General features: G+C 58.4%; 10 protein-coding genes. 7 read left to right on the forward strand and 3 right to left on the reverse strand.

The window, feature by feature from the left end; translation table 11 throughout:
* Window positions 1–50 precede the first annotated feature (50 nt).
* Genes bcsG through bcsE form a run of 3 tightly spaced genes read right to left on the reverse strand, consistent with a single transcriptional unit; the run spans window position 51 to window position 3,479 of the window.
* Window positions 51–1,730 (reverse strand): cellulose biosynthesis protein BcsG, encoded by a 1,680-nt coding sequence (bcsG, locus tag ACA108_00825; protein XEX96119.1) that lies wholly within the window; start codon window positions 1,728–1,730, stop codon window positions 51–53.
* Window positions 1,723–1,914, reverse strand: a complete 192-nt coding sequence (bcsF, locus tag ACA108_00830) for a cellulose biosynthesis protein BcsF (protein XEX96120.1) — start codon at window positions 1,912–1,914, stop codon at window positions 1,723–1,725. Before bcsF ends, bcsG begins: the two co-directional genes overlap by 8 nt.
* Before the next feature lie 2 nt (window positions 1,915–1,916).
* A complete protein-coding gene (gene bcsE, locus ACA108_00835; protein ID XEX96121.1) occupies window positions 1,917–3,479 on the reverse strand; it encodes a cellulose biosynthesis protein BcsE in 1,563 nt (520 codons plus the stop codon).
* A 172-nt stretch (window positions 3,480–3,651) separates the two neighbouring features.
* Here bcsE and bcsR point away from each other — a divergent pair, with 172 nt between their 5' ends.
* The 7 genes from bcsR to ACA108_00870 all read left to right on the forward strand — a co-directional run bounded on the left by bcsR (window position 3,652) and on the right by ACA108_00870 (window position 15,905).
* Window positions 3,652–3,837: a cellulose biosynthesis protein BcsR gene (gene bcsR / locus ACA108_00840; GenBank protein XEX96122.1), complete on the forward strand. Its 186-nt coding sequence runs from the start codon at window positions 3,652–3,654 to the stop codon at window positions 3,835–3,837.
* Between the two features lie 12 nt (window positions 3,838–3,849).
* Window positions 3,850–4,599 (forward strand): cellulose biosynthesis protein BcsQ, encoded by a 750-nt coding sequence (bcsQ, locus tag ACA108_00845; protein ID XEX96123.1) that lies wholly within the window; start codon window positions 3,850–3,852, stop codon window positions 4,597–4,599.
* A complete protein-coding gene (gene bcsA, locus ACA108_00850; protein ID XEX96124.1) occupies window positions 4,596–7,217 on the forward strand; it encodes a UDP-forming cellulose synthase catalytic subunit in 2,622 nt (873 codons plus the stop codon). Before bcsQ ends, bcsA begins: the two co-directional genes overlap by 4 nt.
* Before the next feature lie 10 nt (window positions 7,218–7,227).
* Window positions 7,228–9,645, forward strand: a complete 2,418-nt coding sequence (gene bcsB / locus ACA108_00855) for a cellulose biosynthesis cyclic di-GMP-binding regulatory protein BcsB (protein XEX96125.1) — start codon at window positions 7,228–7,230, stop codon at window positions 9,643–9,645.
* A gap of 3 nt (window positions 9,646–9,648) precedes the next feature.
* The gene (gene bcsZ, locus ACA108_00860; GenBank protein ID XEX96126.1) at window positions 9,649–10,758 is read left to right on the forward strand and encodes a cellulose synthase complex periplasmic endoglucanase BcsZ; all 1,110 of its coding nucleotides are present in this window, start codon (window positions 9,649–9,651) and stop codon (window positions 10,756–10,758) included.
* Entirely contained in the window at window positions 10,740–14,207 is a 3,468-nt protein-coding gene (gene bcsC, locus ACA108_00865; GenBank protein XEX96127.1) for a cellulose synthase complex outer membrane protein BcsC, read from the forward strand. Before bcsZ ends, bcsC begins: the two co-directional genes overlap by 19 nt.
* A gap of 201 nt (window positions 14,208–14,408) precedes the next feature.
* Window positions 14,409–15,905 (forward strand): EAL domain-containing protein, encoded by a 1,497-nt coding sequence (locus tag ACA108_00870; GenBank protein ID XEX96128.1) that lies wholly within the window; start codon window positions 14,409–14,411, stop codon window positions 15,903–15,905.
* Window positions 15,906–15,995 lie beyond the last annotated feature (90 nt).

Genomic DNA, 15,995 nt, shown 5'->3' on the forward strand with positions numbered 1-15,995 from the left:
AGGGAGGATAAAAAACGGATGGCATTGCGCCATCCGTTTTTGTTTCAGCATTACTGCGGGTAAGGCACCCAGTCGCCGCCGTTGAGGCGCACATAAGGTTTGTTCTGATACTGAATCACTATCGCGTTCGAGTTCTCAGACACCGGCGCGGTCTGCGGCAGGTTCTTCGTCAGGGCATCCCAGTCCACCTGGTCGGCTACGAAGTTCTTGCCGTCGACGGAGCGGGCGACCAGCTCGGACACCGCCAGCATGCTGCTTGGCTGAGTGATTTCAATGGCGTCACCATCGTGCGGCGCCTTCATGCCGACGAATTTGATGCCGACCGGCACGTGGGTAATGTCCGGGCTTGGAATATCGCGCAGGCCGGAGACCTGCATTTTATCGCCTTTCAGCGCTGCACCGTGTTCCGGCACAATCACCACCATCACTTTACGGCCCGATTTCTCCAGAGTCGTCAGGAACGCATCCAGTTCGTCAAACAGCTTCTGGGCGCGGACTTTGTAGTCTGCGGTTTTGCTGTTGCCCGGGAAGTGGTTGCCGTCGTGCAGCGGCAGCAGGTTATAGAAGGTTGCGCTACGGGTATTTGGCTCGCGTTCTTTGCCTTCCATCCAGCGGTTCAGCACGGCCGTATCGTCGTAGACCGGGGAGTTATCAAACGACAGCAGGCCGGTCGGCAACCCTTTCTGATCCATCAGCGGCGACTGCATGCCGCCATATTCGCGCACTTCTTTAAGGAAGTCACCGAACACGCCGTTGTGGTCCATCATCAGGTGCTGGCTGAAGCCAAGCTTGGCCAGATTTTCAAAGAGGTAGCACTGGCTGCCTTCCGGCGAGTAGAGATTTTTGTGCGACGGCTGTCCGCAGCTGGCGCGCAGCAGGCGAATCGCCGCCGGACCGCTGTAGGAGGTTGCCGAGTTAAAGTTCTTGAACAGAATATCAAAGTGCTTCCAAAGCGGATGATCGCTCAGGCCCGCGGCGTCAATATCTGACCAGGAGAGCGAGCAGATGTTGATCACCAGCAGCTCAAACGGCTGTGAATCCGCAGGCAGCGAGGTCGGGAAGGTGGTCACGCGCTTTGCTTCGGCTGCGTAGAAGCTGTTCAGCCAGGCGGTCAGGTTCTGAGTGGTTGGCGGAGCGGTCTGGGCCGGAATATCGCCAGGCACCGGAGCGATGGCAGCGCCGGTTTCTGTCGCGGCGGCGGTCGCGCCCGCCGTAGCCGCTGCTGGCGCCTGCGCTGCGCTCGGAAATAGCGAAATAGCTGGACCAGCGATGGTCAGCACGTTCAGCCAGATAAGCGCGGCCACCACAAACACGGTTACACGGATCCACTGGGAAAGGAACAGCCAGGCAACAAGCAGCACGAAGGTGGCACCGACCATCTCCCAGTTGATAAAGCGTGTTACCAGGTCAATCAGGTAGTCCATGCTGAAGCCAGCCAGCTGCGAGCCCTGGCTCATGATGCTTTCCGGGCCGGGTAGCCAGGTATCGTGCCAGAAAAGGCCAATCCCCACGGGCAGTGCAATCCAGTTGCGCAGACGGTGGAGCTTGAGGCTCGGCAGCGGGAAGAGCAGAAAAGCGACGAACACCAGGTTGGCCAGCGGGTGGAAATTCAGGTAGCCCGTCCACAGCAGGCCGAACTTCAGCAGATAGTAGAAGTTCCAGCCACCGAGGCCGCGCCAGGATTGCCACAAGGGGGCTGACGGAGATCCCGCCGGTACTTTTTTAGTCATGTCGATGGTCTGCCTTGACAGAAGTGCGGCGCAGCGTGCCGGCTGGCTTCACGTAACGTGGTTTCAGGAATAAAAGTCGAATCGTTGCCGTCAGGCGTGGCAGCCAGCGATGGCTCACGTAGCCAAACGGGATAAAGACTATCGCGCACAGGGCGATGAGCTGCAGGATATCGGTCAGGTTCATGGTTATTCCGCTGGTTCCTGGTTTGCCGCTTTAAGGAGCGTGGTCGGTACGGCGATGCGTCGCACGGCCTGGCTGTTATGTTTTACCCGGCGTGCCTCGCTAATTTCCAGCGAGACGTCCAGCGGTTTGTTCCACTTTTCCGGGTTCATGGCCTGCATCTGCACGATTTCGGCGGAAATCTGGTTATCTTCATACCACACCATGCGGTTGGAAAAGATATCGCCCGCAGGCAGAGGGAAGATGTGGCTCAGCGCGATATCCAGGTCGTTAATACGGCAGAACGGTAAAAACAGCGTGATGCGGTTTTCGCTGATGGTCATGATGTCACCCAGGCGGTTAGGGCGGCACAGCGTCAGCGCCTGTTCGGCCCGCAGGCCAGGAACCGGACGCAGGGCGACCATCACGCCTTTGCCATCCTGCGGCAGCAGGGTGTTGTTCATCAGTGCGACAACCGCATTGCAGAAGACGTCCCACGGCTGATAGCCGCGCAGCTTAAGCGGCTGCATCTGTTCAATAAGCAGGTTGATATCTTCCGGCACGTGACGGCTGAACTGCTGGCCCTGAATGCTTTCAATCATCGTCAGGCTGCGGGAGAGCGGTGCGTTCCAGGGAATAATCAGCGTTGCGCCACACCCCAGCAGCAGCCGCTCGTCCGTGGCGCGCAGGCTGGCATTATTTTCTCTGACGACAATTTTCATTGCGCTGCCGCGCTGGCGGCGCAGGGTGTGGATCTGGTGGGCCAGATCATCAATTTGGTTATTTTTGGCCAACGAGAAGATGACCGTAGACGCCTGCGCGCTGCGCGCCGCCTCAAACAGGGCATCGTTAGTGTTGAACAGCTGCCAGTATTCGGAGAGCGGCGGTGCCCCTTCGAGGATGGCGCTGTGGCTGAGGATCTGCTTTTCGTCGCTGCGCGGCTGCAGGTCGGCGTCTGCTGTTTCCACTAGCCGCCACTCCTCGTTCTGCCACTGTAGATCGAGCTGCTGCTGGGCGCTGACACCCTTCTCGTTGCACCAGAAGGAGACGTCGTAGCGGCAAATGTCTCCCTGATAGCGCATCGTCGCGAGGCCGTTAAGGATCCTGTGCTCGCTAACCAATAAAGAGCGTTGTTTATCGCTTTTATTTCCGGTATTAAGCAATAAGATGCTGCATTTATAGCGCTGGGTCCATTTTGCAAGGTCCTGCAACCATTGACGCAGTTCTTCAGCAGATATATTTTCCCAGGATTGTTCAGAAAGTAGCAAAATAAAGAAATAATGCTCCGGATTGAGGCTACACATCAAATCGCGGCGCATATATTTTAGACCATCTTTTGAGGCCGGCATGCTAAAAAGGCGAATTTTCTCGGGACCGTGATTATCATCCAATTTAACTATTTTGTGGGGTTTAATTCCCTGGGTGACTACCGCCACTTTAGCCCGCCTGTCATGGGCTGCAACCGTTTGATTTATAAGTTTTACAGCATCATCATGACGATCAACGTTGAGCCACCAAACCCCACCGGCTGGCATGTGTCGCAATTCGTCCCACAAAGAACGGATGCCGACCGAAAATATGGGTTCCATGGCGTCCCCTTGATGAAAAATTAGTATGTATGTCAGTTTACTAGCGAAAGCCTGGAAATAAACCTAACATTGAAAATAAACAGCATCGGTTTTAGCATTGTAAATCAATTTTCGTTTTCCGAACATTTGCCAGTATCCTTGTCACGGGTACGGTTAAGGAACATTAGTCATAATGCGTGAAAAAGAAGCTGAAGATGTTCAGGAGACGCCGCTTGCCTATGCTTTCCAGAATGATTTTTTAGCACTCAGCAAAGCTTTCTCCTTGCCGGAAATAGATTATACCGATATATCAGCGCGGGAACAGTTGGCGACGGCGCTCAAACGTTGGCCTTTGCTGGCAGAATTAACGCAACAATAGGGAGTGAGCCTGATGGCGATCATTGGGTTACAGGGGTTGCGTGGTGGCGTGGGAACCACCTCTATCACCGCAGCGCTTGGCTGGTCTTTACAACAATTAGGTGAATCAGTTCTGGTAGTGGATGCCTCACCGGACAATTTGTTGCGTCTGTATTTTAATATTGAGTTCGCCGAAACGGGCGGCTGGGCGCGCGCGCTACTGGATAACCGCGACTGGCACGCTGCGGCGTGGAGCTATACCACGCATCTTGACGTTCTGCCTTTTGGGCAGTTGACCTGCGGCGAGCGTCAAACCTTTACCTCTCTTGAAAAAGCCCTCGGCTATTTCAGCAACGCGCTGGAAGAGTTAAAAGCCAGCGGCCGTTACCAGTGGATACTGGTGGATCTGCCGCACGGCTACGATCCGCTGACGCGTCAGTTATTAAGCCAGATTGATCACGTCATCACGGTTGTTAAGCCCGATACCAACTGCCATACGCGGCTGCATCAGCAGACGCTGCCGGCCGGTTCGCTGCTGCTGGTTAACTATCTTCTGGTGGCAAGCCAGCTGCAGGATGATATTTACCAGATCTGGCTGCAAAGCCAGCGCAGCATGATCCCGATTGTGCTACACCGGGATGAGGCGCTGCCGGAATCGGCGGCCAGCAAGCAGCCGGTGGGCGAGTACAGCCCGGACTCCCTGGTTGCCAATGAGATAATGACGCTTGCCAACTGGTGCCTGCTGCGCTTCTCGGCTAAAAGCCATGCCGGAGTGACTGAATGACCAGCCTGACTCAGTGGCTGCTGCTGCCTGCTGCGAGCGAGCGGCTTGGCGCGCGCTATAAGACATATCGTCGTCACGGCGCACCGCCGTTCAGCGCGGCGATTGGCTGTATCTGGCTGGCGCTGGCGTGGATGTTTTTCCCGCTTGAGAACGCCCGCTGGTCGCGCATCCGCACCCAGCACGCGAAGTTTTATCCCCATCTCAATCCGAACCGCCCTCGTCCGCTGGATGCGTTTCGTTATCTCGTGCAAAGCGTCTGGCTGCTGGTTGCCACCCGTCCACATCGGCTTAGCATGTGGGATCGCTTCACCACCCTGAACAGAATTAAGGCTGTCCGCGCACGCTGGCATGCCTGGCTCGATAAAATGCCCGAGCGTTTTTCGGAGCAGACCAGTCACCTTAGCAAACAGAAAGAGCTGCGCCACCTGAGTAAAGGTCTGCGCCGCGTGCTGATAGGCGTGATCGTGATGTTCTCGTTTATTCTGGCGATCATGTGCGTGACCCAGCCGTTTAACCCGCTTTCCCAGTTCATCTTCCTGATGCTGCTGTGGGGCGTGGCGCTGCTGGTGCGCCGCATTCCCGGGCGCTTCGCCGCGCTGGTGCTTATCGTGCTGTCGCTGACCGTGTCGTGCCGCTATATCTGGTGGCGCTATACCTCGACGCTGAACTGGAACGATCCGGTCAGCCTGGTGTGCGGGCTGATTCTGCTGTTCGCGGAAACCTACGCCTGGCTGGTGCTGATCATGGGTTACTTCCAGATTGTCTGGCCGCTCAACCGCCAGCCGGTGCCGATGCCGAAAGATACCAGCACCTGGCCGGTAGTGGATATTTTTGTGCCGACCTATAACGAAGACTTAAGCGTGGTGAAGGGCACGATTTACGCCTCGCTGGGCATCGACTGGCCGAAAGACAAGCTGAACATCTGGATTCTGGATGACGGTGGCCGCGAGGTATTCCGTGAGTTTGCCGAACAGGTGGGCGTGAAATACATCGCCCGTACCACACATGAGCATGCCAAAGCCGGTAACATCAACAACGCCCTGAAGCACGCCACCGGCGAGTTCGTGGCGATTTTTGACTGCGACCACGTGCCGACACGCTCGTTCCTGCAGCTGACCATGGGCTGGTTCTTCAAAGAGAAAGAGCTGGCGATGATGCAGACGCCGCACCACTTCTTCTCGCCGGATCCTTTTGAACGCAATCTGGGGCGTTTCCGTAAAACCCCTAACGAAGGGACGCTGTTCTACGGGCTGGTGCAGGACGGAAACGACATGTGGGATGCCACCTTCTTCTGCGGCTCCTGCGCGGTTATTCGCCGTGAGCCGCTGGATGAGATTGGCGGTATTGCCGTAGAAACCGTGACCGAAGATGCCCATACCTCGCTGCGTTTACACAGACGGGGCTGGACGTCTGCCTATCTGCGTATCCCTCAGGCTGCGGGCCTGGCGACGGAAAGCCTTTCGGCGCACATCGGCCAGCGTATTCGCTGGGCGCGGGGAATGACGCAGATTTTCCGCCTCGATAACCCGCTGTTCGGCAAGGGGCTGAAGCTGGCGCAGCGTTTGTGCTACGCCAACGCCATGTTCCACTTCCTGTCCGGTATTCCACGGCTGATATTCCTGACCGCGCCGCTGGCGTTTCTGCTGCTTCATGCCTATATCATCTACGCGCCGGCGTTGAGTATCGCGCTGTTCGTACTGCCGCATATGATTCACGCAAGCCTGACGAACTCGAAAATTCAGGGGAAATACCGCCACTCGTTCTGGAGTGAAATTTACGAAACGGTGCTGGCCTGGTACATCGCCCAGCCGACGCTGGTGGCGCTGTTTAACCCGCACAAGGGCACGTTTAACGTGACGGCGAAGGGCGGCCTGGTGGAGAACGAATATGTCGACTGGGTGATCACCAAGCCGTATCTGTGGCTGGTGATGCTCAACCTGCTTGGCGTCGCGTTCGGCATCTGGCGCTTCTTCTACGGGCCTGAAAACGAGGCGCTGACCTGTATTGTGAGCATCGTGTGGGTGACCTATAACCTGATTATACTCGGCGGTGCCGTTGCGGTTTCGGTGGAAAGTAAGCAGGTTCGCCATTCCCACCGCGTTGAGATTCGTATGCCAGCGGCTGTCGCCCGCGAAGACGGTCACCTCTTCCCCTGCACCGTGCTGGATTATTCAGACGGTGGGGTAGGGATCAAACTTGACGGCTCCGCCAACGTGCTGGAAGGGCAGAAAGTGAACCTGCTGCTCAAACGCGGGCAGCAGGAGTTCTTCTTCCCGGCGCAGGTCGTGCGCGTCTTTGACGGTGAAGTTGGCCTGAAGCTCGTCGATATGACGACCCGACAGCATATTGATTTTATTCAATGTACGTTTGCCCGCGCGGATACATGGGCGCTATGGCAGGACAGTTTCCCGGAAGACAAGCCGCTGGAGAGTCTGCTGGACATCTTCAAGCTGGGCTTCAGGGGTTACCGACATCTGGCAGAGTTCGCTCCGCCATTACTGAAATTTATCTTCCACACCTTCACCCTGCTGGTGGACTGGATTGTGTCATTTATTCCGCGTAGCCCGGCGGAAACCCGAGCAGAACAGCGGACAGTGTCTGCATTGGCCCAACTTTGATGAAAACGCGATGAAAAGAAAACTATCCTGGTTATGTGCGGCGGCAATAGGGCTTAATGCCCTGCCGATGATGATGGCAAACGCTGCCGATCCGGCAACGCCAGCCGACCCTGCTGCCACCGCGGCGCCGACGGTTCCGGCCGTTGCGCCTGCTACGCAGGCCGTTGTTACGCCTGCGCCTGGCACGGCGGAAGCCATGACGCCTGCAACACCGCCGGAGGCGTCTTCTGTCGTGGGCCAGGTGATGCCTGGGGTTGCGGGGGCGAATGCTCCGGTCGTCGCTGAAAACACCCCTTCTCGCGACGTGAAGCTGAGCTTCGCGCAGATTGCGCCAGCGCCGGGCAACATGGTGCTGCGCGGCATGAACCCTAACGGTTCCGTTGAGTTCGGCATGCGCAGTGACGAAGTTGTCTCTAAGGCGATGCTGAACCTGGAGTACACGCCATCCCCGTCCCTGCTGCCCGTTGAATCACACCTGAAGGTTTATCTTAACGATGAGCTGATGGGCGTGCTGCCGGTGACCAAAGAGCAGCTGGGTAAGAAAATTACCGCCCATTTGCCTATCGATCCGCTGTATGTCACCGATTTTAACCGCGTACGCCTGCAGTTTGTCGGTCACTACCGCGACGTTTGCGAAAACCCGGGCAGCTCCACGCTGTGGATGGACGTCGGTCGTGGAAGCTCCCTGGATCTGACGTACATGAAGCTGCCTGTGCAGAACGATCTGTCGCACTTCCCGGTGCCGTTCTTTGATAGCAATGATAACCGTGCGTTGATGCTGCCGATGGTGTTTTCCGGCACGCCGGATGTCGAACAACAGCGTGCAGCCGGGATTATCGCCTCCTGGTTCGGCTCCCGCTCCGTCTGGCGTGGGCAGCAGTTCCCGGTGCTCTACAACCAGCTGCCAGAGCGTAACGGCATTGTGTTTGCCACCAACGATAAGCGCCCTGACTTCCTGCGTGACCATCCGCCGGTCAAAGCGCCTACCATCGAGATGATGTCGCACCCGGATAATCCGTACGTGAAGCTGCTGGTGATCTTTGGCCGTGACGATAAAGATCTGGTTCAGGCGGCAAAAGGCATCGCACAGGGTAACGTGCTGTTCCGCGGCAGCAGCGTCACTATCGATGAGGTGAAGCCGCTACTGCCCCGCAAGCCTTACGATGCGCCTAATTGGGTGCGTACCGACCGTCCGATTACCCTTGGCGAGCTGAAAAACTACGAGGAGCAGCTGCAGTCCAGCGGCCTCGAGCCAACGGCAATTAACATCACCATGAACCTGCCGCCGGACCTTTATCTGCTGCGCAGCAACGGTATCGATATGAACCTGAAATATCGCTATACCGCACCGCCAATGAAAGACAGCTCGCGCATGGATATCAGCCTGAACAACCAGTTCCTGCAATCCTTCAGCCTTGCGCCGAAAGATGCCGGTAACAAGCTGATGCTGCACCTGCCGGTGTTGCAGGGCCTGCTGGACGGCAAAACTGACGTGTCTATTCCGGCCCTGCGCCTGGGGGCGGCAAACCAGCTGCGCTTTGATTTCTCGTACACCAACCCAATGCCGGGCGGGACGCTGGAAAACTGTATTTCCTATCAGCCGGTGCAAAACCATGTGGTGGTGGATGACTCGTCAACCATCGACTTCTCTAGCTACTACCACTTTATCGCCATGCCGGATCTGCGTTCATTTGCCAACGCGGGCTTCCCGTTCAGCCGCATGGCTGACCTGTCTCAGACCATCGTGCTGGTGAATAAAGTGCCGAAGCCAGCGCAGGTGACCGCGATGCTGGATGCGCTGGGCTCTATTGGCTCCCAGACAGGCTTCCCAGGCATTAACGTCACGCTGACCGACGATGCCAGCACCGTGCAGGGCAAAGACGCGGATTTGATGATTATCGGCACTATTCCCGACAAGCTGAAGGACGATAAGCGCATTGACCTGCTGGTGGACGCGGCGAAGAGCTGGGTGAAAACGCCAATGCGCGAGTCCGCTCTGCAAAGCGTAATGACAGATAAGATCGACCGGGCTGCGGATGCGCAAACCACCGTCTCTTCCAGCGGCCCGATGGCGGCCATCGTCGGCTTCCAGTCGCCGTATAACGACCAGCGTAGCGTGGTGGCCCTGCTGGCGGACAGCCCGCGTGGCTATGAGCTGCTGAGCACTGCGATGAACGACAGCGGCAAACGGGCGGCCATGTCCGGTTCGGTTGCGGTTATTCGTGAGTCCGGCGTCAACGGCATCCGCGTTGGTGATATCTACTACGTCGGGCATCTGCCGTGGTATGAGCGCCTGTGGTATGCGCTTTCTACCCACCCGGTGCTGCTGGCCTTCCTGGCCGCAGTGAGCGTCGTGCTGCTGGCGTGGGTGCTGTGGAGAATTCTGCGTATTCTGAGCCGTCGTCGTATCGACCCGGATGACGAGTAAATTATGAAACTGCGGATGGGGATGCTGATGACAGGCCTGTTATTAGCATCCGTCACCGGGCGGGCCGCCTGTGAATGGCCCGCCTGGCAAGGCTTTAAACAAGCGTACGTCAGTGACGAAGGGCGGGTTATCGATCCGAGCAGCGAGCGGAAGATAACCACCTCCGAAGGGCAAAGCTACGGCATGTTCTTCGCGCTGGCCGCCAACGACAAGCCTGCCTTTGCAAAGCTGCTGGGCTGGACGGAAAACAATCTTGCCCAGGGCTCCCTGAAAGACCACCTCCCGGCCTGGGAGTGGGGCCGCAAAGACGACAACACCTGGACCGTGCTGGACAGCAACTCCGCCAGCGACGCAGATATGTGGATTGTCTGGAGCCTGCTTGAAGCAGGGCGGCTGTGGAACAAGCCGGACTACACGCGGCTGGGCCAGAGCCTGTTAAAGCGGGTGGCGAAAGAGGAAGTGGCGAAAGTGCCGGGCCTCGGCAATATGCTGCTGCCGGGCAAATACGGCTTTAACCATGCTCCCGAATGGCGCTTCAACCCAAGCTATCTGCCGCCCCAGGTGTTAAGCCGCGTCAAGCGCTACAAAGGCCCGTGGAAATCAATGGTCAAAACCAACCGGCGCCTGCTGCTGGAAACTTCCCCGAAAGGCTTCGCACCGGACTGGGTGAACTGGGTAGAAGGTAAGGGCTGGCAGATGAAGCCCGGCGAGCCGCTGGTGGGCAGCTATGACGCGATCCGCGTTTATCTGTGGGCAGGCATGATGGCGGACAGCGATCCTGACAAAACCGTGCTGCTCAGGCGCTGGCAGCCAATGGCGCAGATGACCGCTGACAGCGGCCTGCCGCCGGAGCACGTTGCCGTCGTGACCGGCGAGCGCAAGGGCGATGGCCCGGTCGGATTTTCCGCTTCGCTGCTGCCGTTCTTACAGGGCGATAAAGCCGCGCTCGACGTCCAGCGCAAGCGGGTTGTGGACAACCAGCCGCAGAGCGACGCCTATTTTAACTCTGTATTAACGCTCTTTGGTCAGGGATGGGACCAGAAACATTTTCGATTTAACGCTCAGGGTGAGCTACTCCCGAACTGGGGCAAGGCATGCGCAAATTCTCAATAAATATTCTTAGCTTATCGCTTGGCCTGGTGCTGTTGCCCCTGACCGCATCTGCCGTCACGCCCCAGCAGCAGCTGCTGGAGCAGGTGCGGCTGGGGGAAGCCAGCAAACGTGAGGATTTGGTACGCCAGTCCCTGTACCGTCTTGAGCTGATGGACCCGAATAACCCGGATGTCATCGCAGCGCGCATGCGTTATCTGCTGCGTCAGGGCGATCATGCTGGCGCGAAGAAACAGCTGGAGCGGCTGGCTGAGCTGGCCCCGTCCTCTTCTGCCTACCAGCAGGCGACGACCACGATGTCGCTTTCCACGCCGGAAGGGCGTCAGCAGCTGCAGCAGGCACGGCTGCTTGCCACAACGGGTCACACAGCCGAAGCCGCAGCCGCCTACGAGAAAATTTTTAACGGTAATCCTCCGGCAGGCGATATGGCAGTAGAGTACTGGACGCTGATGGCGAAAGAACCCGCCCGCCGCGGGCAGGCCATCGACAAACTTAAAGCGCTGAATATCTCAAGCCCTGGCAACGCTCAGCTGCGCGGCAACCTTGCGCGCCTGCTGTTTGCTGACGGTCGCAGGGAAGAAGGGTATGCGGTACTTGAACAGATGGCGAAGGCGAGCAACAGCCGCCAGGACGCCGCCGATCTTTGGTATGCGCAAATCAGCGCTATGCCAGTAAGCGAGGCGAGCGTCGCCGCGCTGCAGCGCTTCCTCAGCGTCTTTAGCGAAGGCGAAAAAGCCGATACCGCCCGTGCGGCGCTGGTCGAACAGCAAAACAAACTCGCTGATCCTGCGTTTAAAGCCCGTGCTGAGGGCCTTGCTGCCCTTAGCGCCGGAACGGCGGGCAAAGCCATTCCTCAACTGCAGGAGGCCGTGGCGGCCGATCACAGCGACAGCGAAGCCGTTGGCGCGCTGGGCCAGGCTTATTCGCAGCAGGGCAACCGCGCGAAGGCCGTGCAGCAGTTTGAAAAAGCGATCAAGATGGATCCCGAGAGCGACAACCGGGGTAAATGGGACAGCCTGCTGAAAACCAACCGCTACTGGCTGCTCATTGAACAGGGTGATGCCCAGCTTAAGGCTAACAACCCTGACGGCGCACAGCTGAAGTACCAGCAGGCGCGCAGCGTGGATAACACGGACAGCTATGCGGTGCTTGGCCTTGGGGATGCCGCGGTTGCGAAGAAAGACGACGCCACCGCCGAACGCTATTACCAGCAGGCTTTACGCATGGACAGCGGCAATACCAACGCGGTGCGCGGGCTGGCTAACATCTATCGCCGCCAGTCTCCTGAACGTGCCACGGCATTTATTCAGGGGCTTTCCGCCAGCCAGCGCCGCAGCATAGACGATATTGAGCGCAGCCTTGAAGGCGATCGTCTGGAGCAGGAAGCCACCGCGCTGGAAAGCCAGGCGCAGTGGGCGCGGGCCGCAGAAGTTCAGCGCCAGCGCCTGAAGCTGGACCCTGAAAGCGTGTGGATAACCTATCGTCTGAGCAAAGATTTGAGCGCGGCGGGCAGCCGCAGCGAGGCGGACTCCCTGATGCGCGGCCTGGCCCAGCGCCGTCCGACGGACCCGGAGCAGGTCTACGCCAACGGGCTTTATCTGTCTGGCAACAACCAGGAAGAGGCCGCGCTGAGCCACCTGAACACGCTGCCGCGCAGCCAGTGGAATGACAATATCAACGAGCTGGCGGACCGCCTGCAAAGCAATCGCGTGCTGGAGACCGCCAACGCCCTGCGCGAAAGCGGCAAAGAAGACGAGGCCATTGCGCTGTTGCAACAGCAGCCGCAGTCGGATCGTATCGATCTCACGCTTGCCGACTGGGCGACCCAGCGGGGAGACAGCGCTACCGCCGTGCTCCAGTACGAACAAATTCTTAAGCGGGATGCGAATAACACCGATGCGCGCTTAGGCCTTGCCGAGGAATATGTCTCCCTGGGCAATAAGCAGCAGGCGCGCGACCAGCTATCACAGATGCAAAAAGCACCGGCCAGCGAGCCGCCGACGCTGAATACTGAACGTCGTGTGGCTAACGTGCAGGCCGCAACGGGCGACAACGCTCAGGCGCAGCAGACCTTCGCCCGAATTATCCCGGAAGCCAAAAGCCAGCCGCCTTCCATGGAGAGCGCGCTGGTGCTGCGTGACGCCGCCCGCTTCCAGGCGGACAGCGGCCAGCCGAAGCAGGCGTTTGAAACCTATAAAGACGCGATGGTTTCCGCAGGCGTGACCGATAAGCGCCCGACGGACAATGACACCTACACCCGCCTGACGCGTAACGATGCGAAGGACGACTGGCTGAAACGCGGCGTGAAAAGCGACGCCGCCGACCTCTATCGCCAGCAGGATGTGAACGTCACGCTGGACCACGACTACTGGGGGTCGAGCGGCACGCCGGGGTATTCTGACCTTCAGGCCCATACCACCATGCTGCAGCTCGATGCACCGCTCAGTGACGGGCGGATGTGGTTCCGTACCGACATCGTGAGTATGGACGCCGGGTCGTTCAGCAACGGCGGCTACAACGAGCGCTGGGGCACCTGTGACGACCACGGCTGTACCGGCAGCAACAGCCAGACGGCGAACGGCGCAAGCCTGGCCGTCGGCTGGAAAAATAAAACCTGGGAAGCGGATATCGGCACCACGCCGCTGGGGTTTGACGTGGTCGATGTGGTGGGTGGCGTCAGCTACAGCAACGATCTCGGCCCGGTGGGCTACACGCTGAACGCGCACCGTCGCCCTATCTCCAGCTCAATGCTGTCGTTTGCAGGCCAGCGCGATCCGAATACCGACACGGTCTGGGGCGGCGTGCGCGCCACGGGCGTGGGCATCAGCACCAGCTACGACAAAGGCGAAGCTAACGGCGTCTGGGCGAGCCTGAGCGCGGACACGCTGACCGGGAAAAACGTTGAGGACAACTGGCGGGCACGCTTCATGACGGGCTACTACCACAAGCTAATCAACGAGAATAACCGCCGCCTGACCGTTGGCCTGACCAACATGCTGTGGCACTACGACAAAGATCTCAGCGAATACTTCCTGGGCCAGGGCGGCTACTACAGCCCGCAGCAGTACGTTTCGTTCGCGGTGCCGGTTATCTGGCGCCAGCGCACGGAAAACTGGTCCTGGGAGCTGGGCGGCTCCGCGTCATGGTCCTACTCGAAATCGAAGGATGGCAAGCGCTACCCGATCTCAAGCCTGGTGCCGAATAACAGCCTGTACCCCGATCGCGACGACCCGTCCGCCGGCGGCAGCAGCAACGGCTTCGGCTATACCGCGCGGGCGCTGGTGGAGCGCAGGATTGACTCCCACTGGTCGATTGGCGCGGGGATAGACATTCAGCAGGCGAAGGACTACACCCCAAGCCACGCGCTGATCTATGTGCGCTACTCCATGGCTGGCTGGCAGGGCGATATGGATATGCCGCCGCAGCCGCTGGTGCCTTACGCGGATTATTAATTTTTGTCGGATGGTGCTGCGCTTAACCGAACCACGGAATGGGAGTTAAGTAGGGCAGTTAAGCGCAGCGTCATCCGCCGAAAGTAGATTAACAGATTGAACCGATTCTCCGCTGTCATCGCCTAAATGTGCTAACAATGCAGTATACTCAGGCCGCATAAGATAATGCTTAGACGGTCATGGAATCAGCGGAGAGTAAGCTTGCGAGTCAGTCGTTCCCTCACGATAAAACAAATGGCGATGGTGTCTGCCGTCGCCGTGGTCTTTATTTTCATTTTTATCGTCGTGCAGCTCTTCCACTTCGTGCAGCAAAGCCGCTACGACACCGCAAGCCAGATGGAAAAAATCGCCCATTCGGTGCGTTTACCCTTGTCCGAAGCCATTCTGAAGGCGGATATTCCGCAGGCGGAGGCCATTCTCAGCCAGATCCAACCTTCCGGCATCATCAGCCGGGCGGACGTGGTGCTGCCAAACCAGTTCCAGGCGCTGCGCAAAAGTTTCCTCCCGGAGCGGCAGATCCCGATGTGGATTGCCCGCCTGTTCGAGCTGCCGGTGCAGATCTCCCTGCCACTCTATTCCCTTGAGCGCCCGGCGAACCCGCAGCCGCTGGCCTATCTGGTGCTGCAGGCCGACTCCTGGCGGATGTACAAATTTATTATCAGCACCATTTCCACGCTGCTGACCACCTATCTGCTGCTGGCGCTGATCCTGTCGGTGGCGATCAGCTGGTCGATTAACCGGCTGATTATCCATCCGCTGCGCAAAATCGCCCGCGAGCTGGACGACCTCACCCCGCAGGAGGCCGGTGGCCATCAGCTGAAGCTGCCACCGCTGCACCACGATGACGAAATTGGCATGCTGGTTCGCAGCTACAACCGCAACCAGCAGATGACGTTCCGCAGGTACCAGACTGGCCAGGAGCAGCGCCGCCAGACGGAAGAGTACGATATTCTGTCCATGTTGGAGAATCACCGGCTGGCGCTCTGGCTCCAGCCGCAGGTCAATATGCGCAGTGGCGAAACGGTTAGCGCTGAAGCGCTGCTGCGGGTGCGGCAGCCGGACGGTGAATGGGGCCTGCCGGAGGGGCTTATCGAGCGGATTGAAGCCTGTGGGCTGATGGTGAACATCGGCACCTGGATCCTTGAAGAGTCCTGCCGTACGCTTTCGGCGTGGCAGAAGCGGGGCATTGCGATGCCGCTTTCCGTCAATCTGTCGGCCCTCCAGCTGCTGCATAAAGAGATGGTGCCGTCGCTGCTGGAGATGCTGGTGCGCTACCGTATCCAGCCGGGCACGCTGATCCTGGAAGTCACCGAGAGCCGCCGGATCGAAGACCCCGACGCGGCGGTCACCATTCTTCGCCCCCTGCGCAAAGCCGGGGTGCGTATTGCGCTGGACGATTTTGGAATGGGCTACGCCAGCCTGCGCCATCTGCACCATATGAAGGCGTTGCCCATCGACGTGCTGAAAATCGACAAGAGTTTTGTTGACGGCCTGCCGGAAGACGGCGAGATGGTCAGCGTGATCGTGTCGATGGCGAAAACCCTCGGCCTGAAGCTGGTGGCGGAAGGGGTTGAAAAGGCGGCGCAGCGGGACTGGCTGCTGGCGCGGGATGTGACCATAGCGCAGGGCTTTTTATTCTCGAAGGCGCTCTCGCCGGATGAATTTGAATCGCGCTATTTCTCGTCACCGACAGCGTAACGGCATTGTTGCAAATGTTATGGGCTGGCGCGAGTCAGCTCAATAATTTAACAATATTGTTTACAAATTAGCGCTGTATCACGTATCTGC

The organism is Dryocola sp. LX212, from assembly GCA_041504365.1.
Lineage (GTDB): Bacteria > Pseudomonadota > Gammaproteobacteria > Enterobacterales > Enterobacteriaceae > Dryocola.

Coding starts and splice junctions, on each gene's coding strand:
- bcsG (XEX96119.1), bottom strand. CDS start 1,730: ATGACTAAAAAAGTACCGGCGGGATCTCCGTCAGCCCCCTTGTGGCAA.
- bcsF (XEX96120.1), bottom strand. CDS start 1,914: ATGAACCTGACCGATATCCTGCAGCTCATCGCCCTGTGCGCGATAGTC.
- bcsE (XEX96121.1), bottom strand. CDS start 3,479: ATGGAACCCATATTTTCGGTCGGCATCCGTTCTTTGTGGGACGAATTG.
- bcsR (XEX96122.1), top strand. CDS start 3,652: ATGCGTGAAAAAGAAGCTGAAGATGTTCAGGAGACGCCGCTTGCCTAT.
- bcsQ (XEX96123.1), top strand. CDS start 3,850: ATGGCGATCATTGGGTTACAGGGGTTGCGTGGTGGCGTGGGAACCACC.
- bcsA (XEX96124.1), top strand. CDS start 4,596: ATGACCAGCCTGACTCAGTGGCTGCTGCTGCCTGCTGCGAGCGAGCGG.
- bcsB (XEX96125.1), top strand. CDS start 7,228: ATGAAAAGAAAACTATCCTGGTTATGTGCGGCGGCAATAGGGCTTAAT.
- bcsZ (XEX96126.1), top strand. CDS start 9,649: ATGAAACTGCGGATGGGGATGCTGATGACAGGCCTGTTATTAGCATCC.
- bcsC (XEX96127.1), top strand. CDS start 10,740: ATGCGCAAATTCTCAATAAATATTCTTAGCTTATCGCTTGGCCTGGTG.